This is a genomic window from Dickeya aquatica, from assembly GCF_900095885.1.
In the GTDB taxonomy this organism is placed as follows: Bacteria; Pseudomonadota; Gammaproteobacteria; order Enterobacterales; family Enterobacteriaceae; genus Dickeya; species Dickeya aquatica.
This window is the reverse complement of record NZ_LT615367.1, coordinates 1,612,921-1,634,203: the sequence shown is the minus strand read 5'-3', so window position 1 is coordinate 1,634,203 and position 21,283 is coordinate 1,612,921. Positions and strand designations below refer to the sequence as shown.

The 21,283-nt window shown below is 54.8% G+C and carries 18 protein-coding genes; 6 read left to right on the top strand and 12 right to left on the bottom strand.

What is annotated here, in order from left to right; genetic code table 11:
* Positions 1 to 6 precede the first annotated feature (6 nt).
* Both DAQ1742_RS07200 and DAQ1742_RS07195 read right to left on the bottom strand, forming a co-directional pair.
* The gene (locus DAQ1742_RS07200) at positions 7 to 498 is read right to left on the bottom strand and encodes a MarR family transcriptional regulator (protein WP_051124065.1); all 492 of its coding nucleotides are present in this window, start codon (positions 496 to 498) and stop codon (positions 7 to 9) included.
* A 232-nt stretch (positions 499 to 730) separates the two neighbouring features.
* Complete coding sequence (locus tag DAQ1742_RS07195; RefSeq protein WP_035342779.1) at positions 731 to 1,699, bottom strand: chemotaxis protein; 969 nt, start codon at positions 1,697 to 1,699, stop codon at positions 731 to 733.
* Positions 1,700 to 2,423: 724 nt separating this feature from the next.
* Between DAQ1742_RS07195 and DAQ1742_RS07190 the strand changes: the two genes are divergently transcribed.
* The gene (locus DAQ1742_RS07190; RefSeq protein WP_035342781.1) at positions 2,424 to 3,221 is read left to right on the top strand and encodes a DUF3472 domain-containing protein; all 798 of its coding nucleotides are present in this window, start codon (positions 2,424 to 2,426) and stop codon (positions 3,219 to 3,221) included.
* Between the two features lie 162 nt (positions 3,222 to 3,383).
* Here the strand turns inward: DAQ1742_RS07190 and DAQ1742_RS07185 are convergent, their stop codons facing one another.
* The 6 genes from DAQ1742_RS07185 to DAQ1742_RS07160 form a co-directional block, all read right to left on the bottom strand.
* Positions 3,384 to 5,171, bottom strand: a complete 1,788-nt coding sequence (locus tag DAQ1742_RS07185) for an ABC transporter ATP-binding protein (protein WP_035342783.1) — start codon at positions 5,169 to 5,171, stop codon at positions 3,384 to 3,386.
* A gap of 3 nt (positions 5,172 to 5,174) precedes the next feature.
* Positions 5,175 to 6,083, bottom strand: coding sequence for an ABC transporter permease (locus DAQ1742_RS07180; protein ID WP_035342785.1), 909 nt, complete (start codon positions 6,081 to 6,083; stop codon positions 5,175 to 5,177).
* A complete protein-coding gene (locus DAQ1742_RS07175; RefSeq protein WP_180706267.1) occupies positions 6,067 to 7,053 on the bottom strand; it encodes an ABC transporter permease in 987 nt (328 codons plus the stop codon). Before DAQ1742_RS07175 ends, DAQ1742_RS07180 begins: the two co-directional genes overlap by 17 nt.
* A 15-nt stretch (positions 7,054 to 7,068) precedes the next feature.
* The gene (locus DAQ1742_RS07170) at positions 7,069 to 8,055 is read right to left on the bottom strand and encodes a nucleoside hydrolase (RefSeq protein ID WP_051124066.1); all 987 of its coding nucleotides are present in this window, start codon (positions 8,053 to 8,055) and stop codon (positions 7,069 to 7,071) included.
* Entirely contained in the window at positions 8,055 to 9,005 is a 951-nt protein-coding gene (locus tag DAQ1742_RS07165; protein WP_035346101.1) for a nucleoside hydrolase, read from the bottom strand. The genes DAQ1742_RS07170 and DAQ1742_RS07165 overlap by 1 nt, the downstream gene beginning before the upstream one ends.
* A gap of 337 nt (positions 9,006 to 9,342) precedes the next feature.
* The gene (locus DAQ1742_RS07160; RefSeq protein WP_035342788.1) at positions 9,343 to 10,881 is read right to left on the bottom strand and encodes an ABC transporter substrate-binding protein; all 1,539 of its coding nucleotides are present in this window, start codon (positions 10,879 to 10,881) and stop codon (positions 9,343 to 9,345) included.
* A gap of 223 nt (positions 10,882 to 11,104) precedes the next feature.
* On the opposite strand from DAQ1742_RS07160, the gene DAQ1742_RS07155 reads away from it, so the two are divergent.
* Entirely contained in the window at positions 11,105 to 12,004 is a 900-nt protein-coding gene (locus DAQ1742_RS07155) for a LysR family transcriptional regulator (RefSeq protein WP_035342790.1), read from the top strand.
* Positions 12,005 to 12,151: 147 nt separating this feature from the next.
* Positions 12,152 to 12,928 carry a CDP-diacylglycerol diphosphatase gene (locus DAQ1742_RS07150; RefSeq protein WP_051124067.1) on the top strand — a complete coding sequence of 259 codons (777 nt, stop codon included), beginning with the start codon at positions 12,152 to 12,154 and terminating at the stop codon, positions 12,926 to 12,928.
* A 62-nt stretch (positions 12,929 to 12,990) separates the two neighbouring features.
* Here DAQ1742_RS07150 and DAQ1742_RS07145 read toward each other — a convergent pair whose 3' ends face one another.
* Entirely contained in the window at positions 12,991 to 14,085 is a 1,095-nt protein-coding gene (locus DAQ1742_RS07145) for an ABC transporter substrate-binding protein (protein ID WP_051124068.1), read from the bottom strand.
* A 238-nt stretch (positions 14,086 to 14,323) separates the two neighbouring features.
* Here DAQ1742_RS07145 and DAQ1742_RS07140 point away from each other — a divergent pair, with 238 nt between their 5' ends.
* From DAQ1742_RS07140 to DAQ1742_RS07130, 3 genes are read left to right on the top strand one after another with little or no spacing between them, the layout of a single operon-like run.
* Positions 14,324 to 15,916, top strand: a complete 1,593-nt coding sequence (locus tag DAQ1742_RS07140; protein WP_035346106.1) for an ABC transporter permease — start codon at positions 14,324 to 14,326, stop codon at positions 15,914 to 15,916.
* Positions 15,913 to 16,746: an ABC transporter ATP-binding protein gene (locus DAQ1742_RS07135; RefSeq protein ID WP_035342792.1), complete on the top strand. Its 834-nt coding sequence runs from the start codon at positions 15,913 to 15,915 to the stop codon at positions 16,744 to 16,746. The genes DAQ1742_RS07140 and DAQ1742_RS07135 overlap by 4 nt, the downstream gene beginning before the upstream one ends.
* Positions 16,747 to 16,758: 12 nt before the next feature.
* The gene (locus DAQ1742_RS07130; RefSeq protein WP_180706266.1) at positions 16,759 to 18,552 is read left to right on the top strand and encodes an aryl-sulfate sulfotransferase; all 1,794 of its coding nucleotides are present in this window, start codon (positions 16,759 to 16,761) and stop codon (positions 18,550 to 18,552) included.
* Between the two features lie 237 nt (positions 18,553 to 18,789).
* Here DAQ1742_RS07130 and DAQ1742_RS07125 read toward each other — a convergent pair whose 3' ends face one another.
* From DAQ1742_RS07125 to DAQ1742_RS07115, 3 genes are all read right to left on the bottom strand, one after another.
* Entirely contained in the window at positions 18,790 to 19,239 is a 450-nt protein-coding gene (locus DAQ1742_RS07125) for a hypothetical protein (protein WP_035342796.1), read from the bottom strand.
* A gap of 464 nt (positions 19,240 to 19,703) precedes the next feature.
* On the bottom strand, positions 19,704 to 20,156 hold the full coding sequence (locus tag DAQ1742_RS07120; RefSeq protein ID WP_035342798.1) for a hypothetical protein: 453 nt from the start codon (positions 20,154 to 20,156) through the stop codon (positions 19,704 to 19,706).
* Positions 20,157 to 20,520: 364 nt separating this feature from the next.
* Complete coding sequence (locus DAQ1742_RS07115) at positions 20,521 to 21,192, bottom strand: methionine ABC transporter permease (protein ID WP_035342800.1); 672 nt, start codon at positions 21,190 to 21,192, stop codon at positions 20,521 to 20,523.
* Between the last annotated feature and the right edge of the window lie 91 nt (positions 21,193 to 21,283).

Here is a 21,283-nt window from a genome sequence, read left to right as displayed (position 1 = left end):
AGAAAATCAACCGGGAAAATAACGCGCGATGATGTCATCCGGCAGCATTTTGGTGATCAGTTGAACTAACGTTTTGGCTTCATCAGGCGACAGGCGTGCCATCAGACGGGTGGGTAATACCATCATCCCTTCTTGCTCAAAACGCAGGCAGATAGCCTGCCCTTTTTCCGTCAGTGCCAGCAGAACCTGGCGTTTATCATCAGGATGACGCTGACGCACGAGCAGATCACGCTTTACCATGCGCTCAATCATGCGGCTTAATGCGCCACCATCCATCATGACGTTTTTGCTCACCTCAACCGGGCTGCTGAATCCTTTATGGATGCAGATCAACACCTTAAACTGCGCCGCCGTAATGTCGCTGTCAGCAAAATACTCATTAAGCAGATTATCTTTAAACTGGTTGAGCAGATGGATAAGCAACCCTATCGGATACAGACTTTCATCTGACGTATCCTCATGCTGTAAAGGTTGAGACGCTTTTGTCGAAAGATTCATTTTTTATTGACCAGGCATTAATTGCAAAAGAAATTAATGCCTGGTCAAGTTAATGTCAAGCGCGTTTTTTCACCGGGTGTTAACCGGAACATCACATTTAACTTATCGTATTGAAAAAAAGACAAAAAAAACCGGCTGACGCAAGTCAGCCGGTGGTGGAAGACATCAGGCGGTCAGAACCGCGCTGACCGGGTGTGCAGTCTGATAGCTCGCCCAACGCGGGCGGACCAAATTAACGAATTTTAACCTTATCAACCACGCTGTGGATCGCCGCAGCCAGTTCATTTATCTCAAATTTTGCCACATACGAGTCAGCGCCGACATTACGCACATGGTCTTCATTAGCGGAACCCGACAACGAGGAGTGAATAATCACCGGAATGTGCTTGAGCGACTCATCGCGTTTAATGTTACGCGTCAGTGTAAAACCATCCATCTCCGGCATTTCCAGGTCGGTCAGCACAAAGGAGATCTTGTCCGAAATCGGGCGGCCTTCTGCATGCGCTTCCTGCTGAAGTGCTTTTATCTTGTTCCAGGCTTCCAGGCCGGTGATATGCATCAGGTAAGGAATATTCATCACCTTCAGCCCCGTTTCCAGCATAGAGCGCGCCACTTTGGAATCTTCCGCTACAATCGCCATCGCACCGGGTTTAAGGTGGAAGGTTTTGGCCTCTACATTCTCAATTTTGATTTCGCGCTCGATAGGAATGATGTCGTGCAGGATTTGTTCCACATCCAGCACCAACGCCAGACGGTTGCTCGACGGGTCATTATCCAGTCGGGCAATACTGGTGATATAGGTGTTACTGACGCCCGCTTCAGCGGTATTCACCTGGCTCCATTCCAGACGCACGATGTCATCAACCGACTCCACCGCAAACGCCTGCGTGCTGCGTGCATATTCCGTAACCAGCAGGATATTGCGGTGTGTATGTTCACCACACCCCACCACAGCCGGAAGGTCAATAACCGGAATAATCTGCCCGCGAATATTAATCATCCCAAGCATCGGTGGCTTCATCCCCGCCGCTTTGGTCAACGTCGGCATCGGAACGATTTCACGCAGCTTGAACACATTGATACCGAACAGTTCTGAGGGGCCATTACCGGTAGGCGATCCCAAACGGAACAACAACAGTTCAAACTTGTTGGACGAGGTAAGATTGGTTCTTTCCTCAATCTCTCTTTGAAATTTATCCATTCTGTCCTCAATGCGAATAATTATGAATTGTACGCTAACAAGGCAACGTCAGTGACGCAGGTAAATCAGAGCCATACCTTGTCATCTCACTGTACGCGATCACAGGCCCGCTTCAAATAACTCTTACTTCTTATACTCGGTCGAAAATAAAAATATGTGCCCTATGTCATCTGTCGCATCGTTTTGTTTTAAAAAGCATAGACCAGCGATTATTTCCGCTCCATTTTTCCGCCAGAGTTTTTGACCTGGCGCACCGTTACATCATCACTCTAACAACGGGATATCGCTGTAAAGGTTAAGTCACCGTGTGACCATCGCCATGATGATAAATCACCTGTGTAACAATCACCTTACAGCCCTTCTCACGCCAAAAAACGTTTCATGCCAGCCGAAGTCATGTTTGTGTTTTGTGTATAACAAACAAAGCAAGTATTCATGTTGCTGCTGCTGATAGAGCAACTGTCAATCCTGCTATATGCTTTACGCGTGGCGTAGCCGGATAAATGTTAATGGCAAAAAATACAGCACTTACAAATTCTCTGCGAGAGCGCCGAAATTCTTCCTCTTCATTTACCCTTTGTTTATTTAATTAAAGACAAGCTTTGCATAAGCATAAAAAAATCAATAAGAATATTGAAAATAGGACAATCCTTATTTTACAAAAAAATATCGAAAATAAGATAAGATATATAAAACCGACCAATAACATTAACCCGGAGTACCCATGAAAAGAACGTTACCTGCTGTTACCCTCTCCGCCCTTATGCTTAGCAGTTCCGCCATGGCCAATTTCCCTGACACACAATACGCCGTCCATATCGTTAATTTTACGGGTGAGCTGGCGGATAAAAATGAAGAGGGAAAAGATGACGGATTTAATAAAGTCGTTTACCCCATGAATATTCTTTCCGGCCCTAAAAAAAGAAAAATCTATTACTCACAGGCAGGTTTTTTCCAGAAGTCTGCTTCAAGTGAAGATCTCTATTACACCGGGCTACAGCCACAGGATGATGGCTCGGTCAGGGCATTATTTTCAGTATTTGGCAAGGGGGTAAAGAAGATAGATAAGCATTGCACTAGTGACGCAGACGGCGACCCGGGTGCGAGCTGCGCCGTTATTATTCCTAATTTTCAGCTCAACAGAACCTATTTATTGATAGCTGAACTGGATAAACAATTACCGGATAAAAACATCTGGGTCGGTTTTGTTATTGACACCAGCAATAATAAGAAAACCAGAATTGGTTCCTGGGCCACTCCCGTCGGATGGGGGAAATTATCGGGAAACTCAATCGGGTTCGTTGAGGACTTTATCGGTGTCAATAATTGTGCGGATATTGTCGCCACGCGTGTTGAGTTTAAGCCCATTGAGCACTATCGCAGTGATGGCCGTCTGGTGGACGGGAAAATGAATAAAGCGTATGGCGTCGGCGTCTGTGATGGCAAGGTGCCGTTTTCCAGTAAACAATATCACCCAGGCGGACTGTTTATTGATATTAATGATGGGCTCTCCTGGCCATAACTCCCCCCTTAATATCAGGCAATACCGATTATGATTCGGTAGCGGATTATCATGTACCCACCGACGCGGGTGTTCTATATGACGCGGTGGGTTTTTCCCTACTATCGTGACGCCCGGATTCGATGATGTGCCCCAGGCAGCCTCTTTAATTCACCCCGCTATTCAGGGCAACAGCACCAGATGCCCTTGCGCCACCTGCCGATAACGACGTGGCGACGGTGTAAAATCCACCGGGCGTAACGGGCTATGCAGTTCATCGGCCAGCAACGAGCGATGCCGACGCTTTTTCGGGTCAGGCACCGGCACCGCAGCCAGTAACTTTCGGGTGTAGGGATGCTGCGGGTGATTAAACACCGCCTGACGCGGGCCTATCTCCACAATCTCGCCCTGATACATCACCGCCACGCGATGGCTGATGCGCTCGACCACCGCCATATCGTGCGAAATAAACAGATAGGCCAGCCCGCGTTGCTGTTGTAACTCCAGCATCAGGTTGATGATTTGTGCTTTAACGGTCATATCCAGCGCGGAAACCGCCTCATCGGCAATGATAAGTTGCGGGTTAAGCGCCAGCGCTCTGGCAATGCACAGACGCTGGCGCTGGCCACCGGAGAACTGATGCGGGTAGCGCCCGGCCATCTCCGCACGCAACCCAACCGACTCCAGCAACTGCGCCACCTTCTCCGGAGCCTGCTGTGGTGAGGCCAGCCGGTGAGCAATCATGGGCTCGGCAATCGCCTGGCCCACCGCCAGCCGCGGATTAAGGCTCTCATACGGGTCTTGAAAGATCATCTGTGCCCGCATGCGCAATGCGCCAAGTTCGGCTTTATCCGCCGCCAGCAGGTTTTTTCCACACAGCGACACTTCACCTGACGTCGGCTCCAGCAAGCGTAAAATCGCCCGCCCGGTGGTGGATTTCCCGCAGCCCGATTCCCCCACCAGCGACAGCGTTTCGCCCGGTTGCAGGCTAAATGCGACCGACTCCACGGCATGTATCCGGCCACGGACCCGCTGTAGCCAGCCGCGCCTGACATCAAAACGCTTTACCAGATTACGCACCGCCAGCACCGGCTCACCGGGCGTAACGGTATTTTCAAGTTCGGCTTCAGCGGGAGCATCAGCCAGTAAAAAACGCCGGGGTAGTGGACTGTCGGACATGTCGCCCAGCCGCGCCAGCGCACGAAAGAGTGACTGGCTATAGGGGTGCTCCGGGGCGTGAAACAGTTGTCGGGTTGCCGCCAGTTCGACCCGCTCGCCCTGATGCATCACCAGCGTGCGGTCTGCCATTTCCGCCACTACCCCCATATCATGGGTGATAAACAGCATCGACATGCCCTCTTCTTGCTGCAACGCTTTCAGCAGGCCGAGAATTTGCGCCTGAATGGTCACATCCAGCGCCGTTGTTGGCTCATCGACAATTAGCAGTTTAGGCTGGCAGGCCAGCGCAATCGCAATGACTACCCGCTGGCGCATGCCGCCGGAAAAGCTCATCGGGTATTCATCAAGCCTGGCGCGAGCGGCCGGAATGCGCACTTTTTCCAGTAACCGCACTGCGTGTGCCCGGGCGCTGCGATTGTCCATCCCCCGGTGGCGTTGCAACACCTCGGTTATCTGCTGACCAATCTTCATCACCGGATTCAGGCTGGTCATCGGTTCCTGAAACACCATGCCGATAGCATTCCCGCGGATCTGTTGCATCGCGCGGGCGTTCAAACCGAGGAGATCGATGCCGTTAAAGCACACCCGCCCGCGGGTGTGCACCTCCGGCCCCGCCAGCAGGCGCATAATCGACAACGCCGTCACACTCTTGCCGCAGCCCGACTCCCCCACCAGCGCCAGCGTCTCGCGGGCCGCAATGTCAAACGACAAATCGCGCACCACATCGCACCACTGCCCCTTCACCCGAAAGGCAGTATGCAGGTGCTCGACACTCAGGACCGGCTGACTCACCGCTTAATTCTCCTGTCTGGTATTAAGAACATCCCGCAGGCCATCGCCAATCAGGTTGATAGAAACAATCAGCACCAGCAACATCACGCCGGGAAACAGGCTTATCCAATACTCGCCAGATAACAAATAATCGAACCCGTTGGCAATAAGTAACCCCAGTGATGGCTCGGTAACGGGCAAACCGATACCCAGAAACGACAGCGTCGCTTCCAGCATAATCGCATAGGCAATGCGCATCGCGGCCACCACAATCAATGGCGGCAGGCAGTTGGGGAGCAGGTGAAAAAACACGATACGCGTATCGGAAAATGCCATACCGCGCGCCGCCTCGATATAGCTGCGCTGGCGCTGTTGCAGCGCACTGGCTCGCAGTGTGCGCGCATAATAGGCCCACTGCGTCATCACCAGTGCCAGAATGATTTTCTCCACCCCCTGCCCCAGTACCGCCAGTAAAATCAGCGCAATCAAGATAGGCGGGAAGCTCAGTTGAATATCGACAATGCGCATCAATAGGGTGTCGGTTTTACCGCCCAGCCACGCACTGAGCATCCCCGCCACCATGCCAACGGCCAGCGCCATCAGTGCGCTACTGACTGCCACCATCAGGCTGGTGCGCGTGCCATACAAAATGGCACTGAGCACATCTCGGCCCTGATCGTCACTGCCCAGCCAGTACGTCATCCCTGTCATCCCTGCTGAGCGCGGTGGCAGGCGGTTATCCAGAATATTGAGTTGCGTCAGATCATACGGGTTTTGTAACGCAAGCCAGGGAGCCAGCAGCGAAAATATCACCACCATCAGCAACATCAGCAGCCCCAGTCCCGGTAGCGGTTGACCTGCCAGCCTACGCCACGCGCTCAGCGTACCCGATGGTAAAGCCGCGGTGCGGTGCGCATCATTTGCCACATTCATCGCTCCCCCCCAGCCGAATACGCGGGTCAATCACCGCATAGAGCACATCAACCAGTAAATTGAGCAGACTGAACATCACCACCGTCATCATCAGGTAGGCGAGGATAACAGGCCTGTCCAGCACCGCTATCGAATCGATGATCAGCTTACCCATGCCCGGCCAGGCATAAATCGTCTCCGTGACCACCGCAAAGGCAATCAACGTGCCAAGCTCCATACCAATCACGGTAATCAGCGGGATCAGCGTGTTTTTCAACACATGCACAAACAAAATCCGGGCCTCCGACAGCCCCTTGGCGCGGGCAAAACGCACATAATCCTGTTGCAGGCACTCATGCACGCCCGCTCGCGTCAGCCGAATAATCAGCGAAATTTTAAACAACGCAAGATTCAGCGCAGGCAAGATAAGGTGCTGCCAGCCATCGGCACTGAACAGGCTCAGCGGCACCCCGGCCACCGTCACCGTTTGGCCCCGGCCCGACGCGGGCAGCCAGCCTAGCTTTACACTCACCAGCATAATCATCATCATGCCGAGCCAAAAGCTGGGCAGACTAAAACCCAAAATCGACCCGACCATCACCGATTTGGCCGCCCAGCTATGAGGCCGCAGTCCGGCAAACACACCCAGCGGCACCCCCACCAGCAATGACAGCACAAAAGCGACCAGCGCCAGCTCAAGCGTGGCGGGCAGGCGCTGGATAATCAGGTGCAAGGCCGGTTGATTAAAGATAAACGATTGGCCAAGGTCGCCTTGCAGGGCGTGCAGAACAAAGATGCCATACTGCTGCCACCAGGGCTTGTCTAGCCCAAAGGCGTGGATCACCGCCGCCCTGTCGGCCTCGGTGGCATGGCTGCCCAGCAGCAAATCCACCGGATTACCGACCCAATACAGGCCAACAAACACCAGTATCGACATTACCACCAGTGTTATCAGCGTTTGCACTAAACGGCCGAGCAGAAAGCGCGCCATGCAGTTCCCCTGAAATTAAGGCGTATCCGCCACTCGGCTTGTCGTGCCATCAGTGTGCTGATAATTGCCCAATACCTGTATCAGTAGTGATAAAAACCCAGTCTCATCAACAGATTGCATCACCTGCGCATTCGGTTGTTTATTCAGTTTACCGTAGAAATCCGCCCAGGTGTGCCCGGCGGTTTCACCACCGACCGTCACCCCGATACGCGCCTCCCGGCCAGAGAACAGCGACGGTTGCAGCAACCAGGCAATCGTGGTGGCATCATGAATCGGCCCGCCTTCTCGGCCAAAACGGGCCTTATCGCCCCGGTCAAAGGTGCGCAGCAGGCGGGCTATCGCCTGTCCCGGCTGCCCGGCATTGCAGGCCAGTATGTCGATATCCGGCGTGGTGATCAGTGCCTGAAAGGTCATATCCAGTGGCATGACCACCAGAGGGATACCGCTTTCAAACACGCGTCTGGCCGCATGAGGGTCGGCATAGACATTAAACTCCGCCCAGGGCATGCGATGCCCCAGCGCACTGAACGCGCAACTCATGGTGACTATCTGGCGGATGCCTCGCGTAACGTCCGGGTGCTGAATCAGTGCCAATGCCAGATTGGTCATCGGCCCAATTGCGCAGATCGTTATCGGGTCGTTGGCTTGTGCGGCCTGTCTGGCCGTGCGCACAATAAATTCCACCGCATGCTCTTGCTCTTCTGCCAGTTGACACCCCACCGCGGGCAGCAGGCTGTCATCAAATGCGCCAATATGCGCATATTTGCCATAACGCTGCGGGCCAATCAGCGGCCGCGATGCCCCGGCAAACACCGGCACATCGCGTCGCCCGGCAAGTGCCACCACCCGGCGGGCGTTTGACAACGTATCGCTGAGCGCCACGTTACCGGCCACGACCGTCACCCCCAGGACATCAAGCGCTGGCGAGGCCAGCGCCAGCCACAGGGCGATGGCATCATCGACGCCGGGATCAGTATCAATAATGATGCGCTGACGTATCATCATGTGGCTCCATACATTGAGAGCAACTGCTCAAATAAACGCAGCACCGCTTCGGTATCCACCGTGGTAACCACATCGACATTCGCCGGTAACCCGCTGGCATCATAAAGATCCATCACCGTTTTTCCCATACAGCGTTCGCTATCATGTTCGACAAAAATGCGTGCCGACTCGGTGTGAAACAGATCCGGGCGCAGTACCCAGGCGATGACCAGCGGATCATGCAACGGGCCACCTCGGGAGCCATAACGGCGCAGATCATGACGATCCCACCCGGCCAGTAATTGCCGCAATGGCGAGGCTAATCGCCCGGCATGTGCCGCGAATTGCTCTGCGCGCTCTGGCGTGAGGATCACCTGATGCGTGGCATCCAGGGGCAGTAACGTTATGGGGATATGTTGCGAGAAAACGATATCTGCCGCATGGGGATCGGCCAGAATATTAAACTCTGCCGCCGCCGTGCGATTGCCGGGAACGCGACAGGCTCCCCCCATCGAGACAATACGCGCAATCCCTTCAGCCATCTCAGGTGCGATGCACAAGGCGCTGGCGAGATTGGTCATTGGCCCGAGAGTACACAGCGTAAGCGGTTGCCCCTGTCGGGCCGCCAGCAGGCAGCGGGTGACCAGAAAATCAACCGCATGTTGTTGTTGCGCGGCCAGATGTGGCGCGGGGAAATCGGCTTCACCCAAGCCATGCGGGCCATGAAACTGACCGTGAATGGCTTCTCGTACCATCGGCTGCCAGCAGCCGGAAAAGACTGGAATATCAAGACGCTCGCCCAGTTCGACAATCTGCAACGCATTGCGCAACGTCACGGGCAGCGGTTGATTACCGTTAACCACGGTAATCCCCTGAATTGACAACTCAGGTGCAACAAACGCACAAAGCAGCGCCAGTGCGTCATCAATACCGGGATCGCAATCAATAATAATAGGAATGGCTGTCACTGTGCCTCCAACTACACCTGTTCGCCACCACCACGGCCTGCGCCCCTTGCCATCGCTGGTTTTCAGCGCCAGCAAGACATTCACGCCGCTTATCCCTTTGCTTTACTGCGTACAGCCTCATGCGCAACGCCTCTTGAGGTGAAGCCGCAGTAAAAATCGCAGAGAACACCACATGAGGGCCAGGTTAACATCTGATGCATGGTGTTCACGAAAAGAATGGCAGGCGAAGTGTTCCGCCAAAAAAACTGACGGAACACGGCCTGATGAAAAACCCTGGTGTTAACGAAATAATCGCACTACTTCATTTTTTCCTCACGCCCGGCAAACACCGTGGTGTTTATTGGGAGTGAACAAAATAGGGCAATGTGTAGCCGTCTGTGCGGCCCATATAGCGATAGCTTTTTTTCATTGCCCAGGTGTTGGAGAGAAACAACAGCGGAATCACCCCCTGCTCTTTCATCGCCAATTCGCTTGCCTGCTGTAACAACGCATCTCGCTTGCCTTCATCCAGCGTCGCGCGTGCCTGCCCCAGCAGTTTGTCAAACTCGACGTTAGTGTAACGCCCGCGGTTTCCTTGCCCGGTCTGCGGGCCGAAGGTTTCCAATAGCGGCCCCAGCACGCCTGATGCCTCACCGGTTTCGATGGCCGCGCCGCCCATCACCAGGCTAAATTCCCGCTGGGCTGCCTTGGCGAAATAGACGTTACCGGGCATCGTCACCACATCAGTCTTGATACCGACCTGACTGAACATCTGACCCAGCGCTTGTGCAATCTTGGCATCATTAGGGTAGCGATCGTTCGAGGCATGGAACGTCAGCGTAAACCCGTTCGGATACCCCGCCTGCGTCAGCATCTGCCGGGCCTGCGCCGCATCGTAAGCCGGGGGCGCAATACGTGCCGAATAACCGGGATAGCCCTGCGGCACCAGTTGGGAAGACGACAATCCCTGGCCGTCAAGCAGACGCTGCACCAGCGCATCACGGTTAATCGCCAGTGACATCGCCTGACGCACCGCCTGTTTCTTCAGCGGGTTCTTGCCGTCATCGCCGCGGGCAAAAGGCGAAGTGTCGCGGTCTTGATCCGGGTGCAGATACAAAATCCGGTTGCCCGGCACCGATACCGTCGTAAACGCCTGCTGACTGGCGATATTGGCTCTGTCTGTCGTCGGTACGCTTTCTATCATGTCCACATCGCCTGCCAGCAAGGCAGCAATGCGGGCACTGCTGTTTTTAATCACGCGCAGGGTGACACTGTCCCACTCCGCTTTACCGGCCCAATACCCGTCATTACGGCTCAACACCGCTTTGTCATCCGGGGTATAGGAGACAAACCTGAACGGCCCGGTACCGATAATCTCTTTACCGCTGTTGAGCACCTCACTCGGCTGGTCAACCAAGCGGGCGGGCATGATGGCAATACGGCTCAGGTTATTGAGTAACAATGCCGCCGGCCCCTTGGTTTTCATTTCCACCGTCAGCGGGTCAATCTCACGAATCTCACTGATGTCGGCAACATACGGGGTATAGGCACTGGGACTGTTCTTTGCCGCTAATGCGACACGTTTCACACTGGCCACCACATCACGGGCGCTAAAATCACTGCCGTCATGAAACTTCACACCGGGGCGCAGCTTGAATTGCCAGGTGCTGTCATCTATCGCTTGCCATGACACCGCCAGCGCGGGCGTAATGTGCTGTGTTTCGTTTTGATTGACCAGCCCGTCAAACACATTACGGGCCATCGCGCTGTTCGCGCCACCCACGTAGAACTGCGGGTCCATCGAGGTGGTGAATGAGGCCAATCCGATGGTCAGATCGGCGGCCTGCACCACCGGTGCCAGCGCCATCAACCCAGCAGCAAACAGGGTTCCTTTCATGGTGACTCCTTGGGTTCCATGTGTATAACCAGTTCCATTATCCATTACGTGGTGAACTATCATGCCAGTGCACCGGCGACATGATGGTGTACAGAAATATCATGTTTTCTTCAAAATTATGACAAACTGTAACTCTCCATCCGCAGTCTACGGGTTGGTAAAGTGAATTAAAAATCGTATTTTGTACCGAATTCATAAATAAACATTATGGTTGGTAACATCTATGAGTCGAATCAACTTAAGACAGGTTGAAGCATTCCATAAGGTGATTCTGACCGGCGGTATCACTCAGGCGGCGAATATCATGAACGTCACCCAGCCCGCCGTCAGCCGCTTGATAAAGGATTTCGAGCTCGCCGTTAAACTAAAACTGTTCGACCGTGATGGCCGCGGGCTGGAGCCGCGTGAAGAGGCGCTAAAGCTTTTTCGGGAAATCGAGCGGCTCTATCTGGGGCTGGATAACATCCTGCGGGTGGCTGACGAAATCCGTCATGCCAAAGGCAGCGTGCTGCGCATTGGCGCAGTCTCCGCGCTGGCTAACCTGTGTACCGAGCGCATTTTCCCAACGCTGCTGCGCCAGTATGCTGAGGTATCGCTGTTTATGGATGTGGAGAGCACGCCAGCTATCACCGACATGGTGTTAAGTAATCAGTATGACATCGGTTTTATCAACAGCACCCCGACTATCAAAGGCCTACAGGCTGAGATGCTCGGGACCGCCCATGCCGTTGCCGTGATATCGCCTGACCATCCGCTGGCTGACCGTGAACAGATAACCCTGGACGACCTTAACGTACACCGCGCCATTCTGCCGGGCCGTAAAACGGTGTTGCGGGCGCAACTGGCGCAGGCTATTTCACTGCGGGGCACGGTGTTGCAAAGCCCGATTGAAACCTCGCTGCGCCACTGCTGTATGATGGCATCAACCGGCCTGGGTATCGGTATTGTGGATACCATCACCGCCCAGAGCGGCCATCCCGGATTACTGATAAAGCCGTTTGAACCCAAGCTGGAGATTGCCTATCTGGCTATTTTCCCGCCCCGACATGCCCGCAGCATGTTAATCGAACAGGTCACGCATGAAATGCGCAAATTAATTGCCGAAAAAAATACCGCCGCCTGAGCCATCGCCCCTTCGCAGCGATGGCTGTCATCATGATGCCATCTTGCTGCGCCACGCTGTTTCACGATGCCCGGCTATCAATACGCCGGTGCCGACAATGCGCCGGTGCCGAGCGGCTCAACGCCTACGATTTGAGGTAAACACGCCATGATGCGCGCCCTGCGTCATAAAACCTATTTGTGCGGCTTACTGCTTTGCGTGCTGTTACTGGCGCTCATCCTCGCTATCTGGCGGCCCTTCACCCGCCGTGGCAACGACAATGCTTTATGGATGATCGTCAGCCAGCAGTGTGTGCCTCATCAGCAGCAAAGCGGTGCACCCGCGCCTTGTCTTGACGTTGATATTGCCGGGGGCTATGCCCTGCTCAAAGACCGGCGCGGCCCTTACCATAATTTGCTCATTGCGACCGCGCGGATGAGCGGTATCGAAAGCCCGCACCTGCTGCAAGCCGATACCCCCAACTATTTTGCGGCAGCCTGGCAGTACCGAAACCGCTTATCACATCAACACGGCTCGCCAATTCAGGACGACAACATCGGCCTTGCCATTAACTCATACTATGGGCGCACCCAGAATCAGTTGCATATTCACACCGCCTGCCTCAATCCACAGGTATACCAGATACTGCAAACGCAGGCGGCAACCCTCACCCCTGACTGGCAACCCCTGAATGAACCGCTGGCAGGGCACACCTATCTGGCCATGAAACTGACCGGGAAAACACCGGATAACGTAGCGCCATTCATGTTGCTTAACCAGTATGCGCAGCAACACCATGACACCCTCGACAATTACGGTCTGGCGCTCACCGTGAACGCGCAAGGCGACGTCATCATACTGGCTGTGCGGCGTGACCTGTTTGGCCTGATGAATCTCGGATCAGCAGAAGAAGTGTTGGATCTCAACTGCGTGCTGGCGAAATAATTCGCCGCACGCCGTCAGTCATCGGGCCGCGCAGGCGTCCTCTCGCGCATTATACACCCGCTTCAGGGCTGGGGATGACCGCTGGCATCATACAGCGGCCAATGCGCGGGTGGGGCCAGCGTTGTCAGCGCCTGCTCAACAAAGCGGCTATCTTGCCAGTCGTCAACGGAAAAATCGCTGCGGATAAGCCCGGCTTCATGGGCACGTTGTAGGCTGTCTTGCAGGCTGGTGCGCAAAAACGCATCAATACGTGGTGACGTTTGTATGCTGAGCGAATCCGGCCGGAACTGCTCTTCAAATAGCGCCGCCGGTATCTGGCTCTGCCCGGCCATCAACTGAATATACTCCGGCAAATGCGCCGGGTCGCTTGCCCAGCTTGCCTCGCTCACCAGGGCACTCACCAGTTGCTGGGTGATTTGCGGATAGCGATCGATGAAATCCTGCGTCGCCAGCACCACCGCCTGCGTGGTATTCGCCCAGCCTAAATCACGGCTGGAGGTGATAATGCGGATACCCTGTGCACGTAACGCCAGTAATGACACGCCGCCCCATACCGCATCGATACGGCGAGCGGCCAGCGCCGCTTTTCCTGCCGTCCAGTCGAGGTTGACGACCTGAATATCGCGCACATTGATTCCGGCGCTCTTAAGTACCCGCTCAAATGCCAGTTGGTCGGCAGTCCCTTTATAGACGGCCACCCGCTTCCCGCGCAGATCGTCAATACGCGCGATACCGGACTCCGGTGTCACCGCCAGATAGGAGCTTGAACCACGCGAGCCAAGCAACACGCGTGTCGGCAGGCCGCCCGCCCGGCCAATGATTGCCGCCAAATCGCCCAGATACGCAATATCCAGTTGCCGGTTCGCCAGCGCCTCATTCACCGCCGGCCCGGCACCTTTGAAAAATTGCCAGCGCACCGTCACGCCCTGGGCCTCAAACAGCGGCTCCAGGGTATGGCGAATGTAAGCAAGCCCCAGCGGGCCACCAATAAACGGCTTGCTGCCCGCGCTTTGATCGGGCAGGCCGATGCGGATCTCTGTCGGTTTATCTGCCTGTGCCTGCGCGGCCGGGCCGCCAAATAGGGCCAGCGTCAGCATCAAGGTGCCAAGGCCGTGCCAAAACCAGCCGCTACGGCCACTAACACACTGTTGTTGCATGAGGTTCTCCACACTGTTCTACGGGGGCAATGGCGAGAAGCTAGCGAACGTAGCAGGCTGGCGGTAAATAACATTTCCATGATTTATCAGCTAAAAAAAACATAAACCAGTCACGGTGCCGCGCCGGGAAGCTTATGCGTTTCTTGCACGAGGAATATCTGTTTATTGCATTGGCATCACCACCGGCTTCGGGTTTTTATGTCTTATTGATTTATTTCCACCGACGTTGCAACAAAAAATGAATAAGCCCTGGTTACTACGACCACCGAGACCTTATCGTCTGTTATTCCCCCTGCCGCACCGGATCAGGCAGGCGGTGGTCGTCCTGTTGCTGCCGTTGCTGGTGCTGTCGCTGTGGCAAGTAAGCAGCCGCTTAGGCTGGATGCCACCACAAATTCTGCCTGCACCATCACGGGTGGCAACAACCGCCATCAGCTTATGGCACGGGGAGTTGCTCAGCCAGTGGGCCATCAGTCTGCGTCGGCTGGTAAGCGGGCTGGCAGCCGGTGTCGCCCTTGGCACCCTGCTCGGCGGGCTTATGGGCGCATCGTCACGGGCAGAGCGGCTGCTCTATCCCACGGTTTATGCCCTGGCGCAAATTCCGACACTGGGGTGGATCCCGCTGTTCATGGCGCTGTTCGGCATTGATGACGGCCTGAAGCTGGCGGTGCTCATCAAAGCGGTTCTGGTGCCGGTCACGCTGCACACGCAGCGCGGTATCCGCGATATTCCGCTGCCGCTCCTTGAGGTTGCCGATAGCTTACGCCTGCCGCGTTTCTCTCGCCTGTTCGGGTTGATCTTGCCTGCGGCTCTGCCGGTATGGTTTACCGGTTTAAAACTGGCGCTGTCGCAAGCCTGGGTGTCATTGATTGTGGTGGAACTGCTCGCCTCATCACAGGGTATCGGTTATCTGATGGTCTGGGGTCGTCAGCTGTTTCAGTTAGATATCGTGCTGGTGTGCATTGCCGTCATTGGCCTGACCGGGCTGCTGATGGAGACTGGCATCACCCGGCTGGAACACCGCCTGATAGGCTGGTCACGGTCGGCTATCAGCCGCCTGCAACCCACGCCAGATGGCCGCGCTATCGGGCTGGCGCTGCCGTTATTGCTTCTGGTGTTATGGCAATTCAGTGCCCATCACGGCTGGCTCAATACGCGGTTACTGCCACCGCCTGCCGAGGTGATACACGCCATGTGGCAGGGCTTTCGTGAAGGGGTGTTGCCTGATGCGCTCTGGCACAGTGTGCGGCGCGCACTAACCGGCGGAGCCCTCGGTGCCTGCGCCGGTTTGCTGGCAGGACTGCTGCTGGGGTTAAGCCTGCGTGCCGAATCGCTGTTTACCCCAACCCTGACACTGCTGCGCCAGGTGGCGCTGTTTGCCTGGCTGCCGCTTATCACTGCCTGGGTTGGCAATGATGAACAGGGCAAGGTGACATTTATTGCCCTGGTGGCGTTCTTTCCAATGCTGGTAGCCAGCCATCAGGGCGTGCGCCGACGCGCAAAAGACCTGCACGATGTCGCCCGCGTGTTGCAACTGCCGTGGTACGACCGCCTGCGCGTGCTGACGCTGCCTGATGCCGCGCCAGCACTGTTTACCGGCCTGCGGCTGGCGATGATTTATGCCTGGCTTGGCACCATCGGCGCAGAATATTTCATGTCATCGGGTAGCGGCATTGGCAGCCTGATGATCAATGCCCAGCAATTGCTGGATATGCCTATCATCCTCAGCGGCATGGTGCTGACAGGTATCACCGGTGCACTGATTGACCATATCGGTTTGCGCCTGGAAACCCACCTTACCCGCTGGCGTCACACAGGAGTCACGCCATGACATACCCCACATCCAATCATTCTGCCGCCCCGGTGGTGGTGTTTGAGCAGCTCACTAAACAATTTCGGGTAAGCGGCAATACGCTGACGGTGATTGATGACCTGAGCCTGTCCATTTACCCCGGTGAGCTGGTGGCGATTGTCGGCAGCAGCGGCTGTGGAAAATCGACACTGCTACGCCTGCTGGTCGGGCTGGATAACCACTATCAAGGCCAAATACGGGTCGATGGGCGGCCGGTTTCCGGCATTGGTCGTGAGCGCGGCATTGTGTTTCAGGAGCCCCGGCTCTTCCCGTGGCTCACGGTACGCCAGAACATTGCCCTGGGGCTGGCCAGTGAAAAACTCACTCATGCCGATAAGGCACAGCGCGTCGAGCACTTCCTGCGGCTGGTACATTTGCAGGAGTTTGCTGATGCCTTGCCCGCCGAGCTTTCCGGTGGCATGGCGCAGCGGGTGGCGATTGCCCGGGGTCTGGTGGCCAACCCACGCATTTTGATGCTCGACGAACCCTTTGGCGCACTCGATGCCCTGACCCGTCAGCAAATGCAGCAAGAGTTGCGGCGTATCCACCAGCAGGAAGGCACCACCACGCTGCTGGTGACGCACGATGTGGAAGAGGCCGTCTATCTGGCAGACAGGATCGTGGTACTGGCCCCGCGCCCCGGCAGACTAAAGCACCTCAGCACCGTGGCGCTGCCCCACCCGCGCCTGCGCGAGAGCGACGCGTTTCACCAGCAATGCAGCGAGATTCTGGCCCTGCTGACACAACCGGACACCGCGCACGCCCCCATAAGCCGGGTTATCACCGAACATTCTGCTGTCACTGACTAACTGGAGCAAACCATGGGACACCCCTCCGTCTACCCGACCGGTACAACACTCTATCAGCCAGAAAAAGCCTGGGGCGGTTATACCGTTTTTCAGGCGCTGGAAACCGGTGCGGTGTTAATTGACATGAATGGCACCGCATTACGGCTCTGGGAAGGGCTGCACGGCTTTCCCAACAAGCTGTTACCCGGTGGGTATATTCTCGGCCACAGCGGCCAGCGCGATGCGCGCTACGGCATGCAGGACATGGTTGATGTGGTGCAACTGGACTGGGATGGCAACCGCGTCTGGCAGTTCAATCGCTACGAATATATCCAGGACCCCGACCTGCCGCCGGAGTGGATGGCGCGCGCCCACCACGACTACCAGCGCAGCGGCAACCCGGTTGGTTACTATGCGCCAGGGCTTGAGCCGCAGGCGTTAGGGGCAAACACTTTAATTCTGGCGCACCAGAACCTGCACAATCCTCAAATCAGTGACAAACCCCTGCTTGATGACACCATCATCGAGGTGGACTGGCAGGGCAATATTCTGTGGGAATGGCGGTGCAGCGACCACGTTGATGAGCTGGGTTTTGATGACGCGGCGAAAACCGCGCTCTATAACAACCCGAACATGCGCAGCAGCGGCGGCGGCATGGGTGACTGGATGCACATCAACAGCATGTCAACGCTCGGGCCAAACCGCTGGTTTGACGAAGGCGACTCTCGCTTTCACCCGGACAACATCATCTGGGATGCCAGAGAAGCCAACATCATCGCCATCACAGATAAGCAGAGTGGCAAGATAGTCTGGCGGCTCGGGCCGGATTATCGCACCCCGGAGCTGAAACACATCGGCTGGATAATCGGCCAGCATCACGCCCACATGGTCCCGGCCGGTTTACCGGGCGCGGGCAATATTCTGGTGTTTGATAACGGCGGCTGGGCCGGTTACGGCGCGCCTAACCCCGCCTCGGCGGACGGCGTGAAAAATGCCTGGCGCGATTACTCGCGCATACTGGAAATCAACCCGGTAACGCTGGATGTAGTCTGGCGTTATTCGCCGTATGAGGCCGGGCTGCCCCATCCTACCGATGCATTTCGTTTCTACAGCCCGTACATCAGCAATATTCAACGCCTGCCAAATGGAAATACGCTGATTAACGAAGGGGCAAATGGCCGCCTGTTCGAGGTCACGGTCGATCACGAAATTGTCTGGGAATATATCTCGCCGTTTTGGGGGAAAACCGTCAACACCAATATGCTATACCGTGCCTATCGCGTGCCCTATGACTGGGTGCCACAGCTTGAACGCCCACAGGAAAACGCCGTTGTGCCGCCGGACAACACCCGCTTTCGCCAGCCCGGTGCCGCACAGTCTGGTTTCACCAGCGTGGTTGCCGTTCACGATACCCGGCCCTATAAGCGCGGTGGCGATGCGTTGTGCGTGGCAACGGACAGTGACGAGCTAAAGCGCAGCCCGAAGCTGTTTAGTGTCAGCCGCCAGCGCTTTCATACCCTGTCGCTGGCCGCCGACGAGAGCCTGCCACTGACAGCAAGCGGCCCCTCGCTACTGCTGGTCGGCGCAGAACGCTGCGTGCATTGCAAAAGCCTGTATCGCCAGTTGGAAACCGTGCTCGGTGATGCATCGTTACGTGAATTACCCTGCTATTACCTTGATGCTGACCACCATCTGGCACAAACCGCTGCGCTGGGTGTGCGTTCGCTGCCAACGCTTATCTGGCTGCAAGACGGCAAAGAGAGTGCCAGGCTCACCGGCGCACAGAGCGCCGCGCAATTACGCCAGTGGCTGCCGTTACCGCGCTAATCACGCGAGCCATGCACACATCAGGTGCCGCTGGCGGCGATGGGGGGCGATTGCGGGTGCACCGCACGCGGTAATCCCCCGCAATGTGCCACTGCAATGGCACGACACGGGAAATGAAAACGCCCCGGCCTAACAGCACAGGACGTAAAAGCAGAAGATGGACAGACAAGGAAAAAAGGAAAAAAGAAAGGCATTCAGGTTATCGGCCTGACGGTAACCCGTCAGGCCGCAATGACGTTATGGTGCTTTTCGCTCAGTTTTAGATTCTATGGCTGTTGGCGGTACCACCGACTTCTGGTCAGCTTTTTTCTCAGCATGCCCTTTTTCTTTTTCCACCACAGCAGGCGTTCCCTGTTTATTGGCTTTTTCTTTGGTAACCGCTTTTTCTGTCGCCCCTGCTTTTTCTGTAGGGGCGACATTCAGCGCATCCTTGTTTTTTTCTGATGTCGCTGCTTTTTTATGCGGCTCTGATTTTTTATCAGCAGGCGCATTCTGTTTTACGGGTACCGCGGTGGATGTCGGCGGTACTCCTGGTTGAGTTTTCCCCTCCTGACTTGTGGTGGTATTTGACGTTACAACCGCACTGGCTGACGTATTCGCCGTGGGTTTAGCACTCACTTCAGATGAAGCGGCATGCGCATAAGAAGTTGCCAGAATAACGCCTAAAAACAGAGGTTTCATATTCATTATGAACATCCTTTAACAAGTCATTTGCGATTAACCAAAAGATTTATTTTCAGGTTAATAACTGAAGCCATCACAGCATTGCTTCGGGGGTTATTAAAACAAAATCAAAAATAAAAAGAAGATGGAATAATCCTAGAAATTGCCAATTTAATTTCACCGAAACATCTGAACTTTTTAGCTACGACCTAATAAATCGCGCGCATGCCTCAGATATTATTCCGCCAGTGAGCACTTATTATTCATGTTTGAAAAAATAAACCTGCTAACCATCACCTGATGATGCAATGCAATATAATTTTATTAGCAAGGTAAACTGGCAGGTATCTGAATGGCTGGAATACAAAAAACCGGCTGCCCATCGACCTGTTCTCTGCGTCAGGCAAAGAACAGATGATGATCAGCCGGATTATCAGGTATCCAGGCCTGGCGGCACATCAGCCAGACGTGATTATAGCGAGCGCTTATTACTGGGCTTTTTGTTCAGTTTTTACAGCGGGTGCTGCTGTAGGTTCAGCTTTCTTTTCCGCTTGTGCCGCTGTTTTTTCTTCTGTTACCCCTGTTTTTGTTACCGCTGTTTTTTCTTTGGCATTATTATTTATTTTCTCCGCTTTAACTGCCGCCTTATTTTCTTTTTCCGTCTTGAGTGCTTTTTCCACTACAGCTGTTTTTTCCACTACAGCTGTTTTTTCATCCTGCTTTTTCACCGCCGTGTTTTCATGTTTTTTTACTGTTAATGCAGTGGATGATTGTGGTGCAACCGGATGACTCTTCCCCTCCTCATTATTTGCGGTGCCTTTGGGCGTTACAACTGCGCTGGCAGCACTCTCCACGGCGGGTTTTGCATTCACCTCGGTGGAAGCGGCATGAGCATAAGAAGTTGCCAGAATAACGCCTAAAAAGAGAGGTTTCATATTCATTATGAATGTCCTTTAACAAGTCATTTGCAATTAACCGAAAATAAAATTTATTTTTTGGTTAATAACTGAAGCCGTCATATCATCGCTTCGGGGTTTATTAAATCAAAACCCAAAATAAAAAGAAGATAGAATATTCCTAGAAATTACCACAGGTATCTGAACAGGTTATTTAATGCGCTTTCGATAGCTATTGCGCAGCAATTATTATTGTATTTTTTAGCCATTATTTTCATTAATTATGACGATTGACTTCACTATCGGGGGATAAACCGGCTCACTCACCGTTGTTGTGCACAACCCATCGCGTGAATGGCGGGAAAACTGGGGATAACAGAGGATGGCGGTGCCACCCTCCACACAAGGTTCAACGCCGATAGGCCAACGAACGCACCAGCCGGTCGCCCAGCGACTGCACCAGTTGTACCAGTAATACCAGCACAATGACCGTCCCTATCATCACCTGCTGATTAAAACGCTGATAGCCATAGCGAATAGCCAAATCGCCCAAACCTCCACCGCCAATCACGCCTGCCATCGATGAAAAGCCTATCAGCATGACTACCGTCAGCGTGATGCCCGCCACAATCGACGGCAGCGCCTCAGGTAACAGCGCCTTGCTGACCACATGCCATACATTGCCGCCCATTGAGACTATCGCCTCCACCCTTCCGGCCTCCACCTCAGCCAGTGCGTTTTCCACAATACGGGCAAAAAACGGAAATGCGCCGAGCGTGATGGGCACAACTGCGGCGGTGCTGCCAAGCGTGGTGCCGACAATCAGACGAGTCAGCGGGATAAGCGCTATCAACAACACCACAAACGGCAGCGAACGCCCGATATTAATCACCCCACCCAATACGGCATTTAAGCGCGGCAGCGGCAACACGCCCTGGCGACGGCTGATAAACAGCAACACGCCAACGGGTAAACCAAGCAATAGCGTAAACAGCGCAGCCAGCCCCACCATGTAGAGCGTTTCCAGCGTGGCATTGAACATAATCGAAAATAGCTCGTCCCAGCTCAGGCGACTCTGCATAACCCGGCCTCCTCGGATGCAGTTTTTGCAGCACTGGCGCTGGGTTCGTCCGGCAACGCTAGCGCAGAGAGCGCCAATTCAGCCTGACTCA

Coding starts and splice junctions, on each gene's coding strand:
- DAQ1742_RS07170 (WP_051124066.1), bottom strand. CDS start 8,055: ATGATACGTCAGCGCATCATTATTGATACTGATCCCGGCGTCGATGAT.
- DAQ1742_RS07130 (WP_180706266.1), top strand. CDS start 16,759: ATGGGACACCCCTCCGTCTACCCGACCGGTACAACACTCTATCAGCCA.
- DAQ1742_RS07180 (WP_035342785.1), bottom strand. CDS start 6,083: ATGAATGTGGCAAATGATGCGCACCGCACCGCGGCTTTACCATCGGGT.
- DAQ1742_RS07190 (WP_035342781.1), top strand. CDS start 2,424: ATGAAAAGAACGTTACCTGCTGTTACCCTCTCCGCCCTTATGCTTAGC.
- DAQ1742_RS07150 (WP_051124067.1), top strand. CDS start 12,152: ATGATGCGCGCCCTGCGTCATAAAACCTATTTGTGCGGCTTACTGCTT.
- DAQ1742_RS07155 (WP_035342790.1), top strand. CDS start 11,105: ATGAGTCGAATCAACTTAAGACAGGTTGAAGCATTCCATAAGGTGATT.
- DAQ1742_RS07145 (WP_051124068.1), bottom strand. CDS start 14,085: ATGCAACAACAGTGTGTTAGTGGCCGTAGCGGCTGGTTTTGGCACGGC.
- DAQ1742_RS07195 (WP_035342779.1), bottom strand. CDS start 1,699: ATGGATAAATTTCAAAGAGAGATTGAGGAAAGAACCAATCTTACCTCG.
- DAQ1742_RS07160 (WP_035342788.1), bottom strand. CDS start 10,881: ATGAAAGGAACCCTGTTTGCTGCTGGGTTGATGGCGCTGGCACCGGTG.
- DAQ1742_RS07140 (WP_035346106.1), top strand. CDS start 14,324: ATGAATAAGCCCTGGTTACTACGACCACCGAGACCTTATCGTCTGTTA.
- DAQ1742_RS07125 (WP_035342796.1), bottom strand. CDS start 19,239: ATGAATATGAAACCTCTGTTTTTAGGCGTTATTCTGGCAACTTCTTAT.
- DAQ1742_RS07115 (WP_035342800.1), bottom strand. CDS start 21,192: ATGCAGAGTCGCCTGAGCTGGGACGAGCTATTTTCGATTATGTTCAAT.
- DAQ1742_RS07135 (WP_035342792.1), top strand. CDS start 15,913: ATGACATACCCCACATCCAATCATTCTGCCGCCCCGGTGGTGGTGTTT.
- DAQ1742_RS07200 (WP_051124065.1), bottom strand. CDS start 498: ATGAATCTTTCGACAAAAGCGTCTCAACCTTTACAGCATGAGGATACG.
- DAQ1742_RS07175 (WP_180706267.1), bottom strand. CDS start 7,053: ATGGCGCGCTTTCTGCTCGGCCGTTTAGTGCAAACGCTGATAACACTG.
- DAQ1742_RS07120 (WP_035342798.1), bottom strand. CDS start 20,156: ATGAATATGAAACCTCTCTTTTTAGGCGTTATTCTGGCAACTTCTTAT.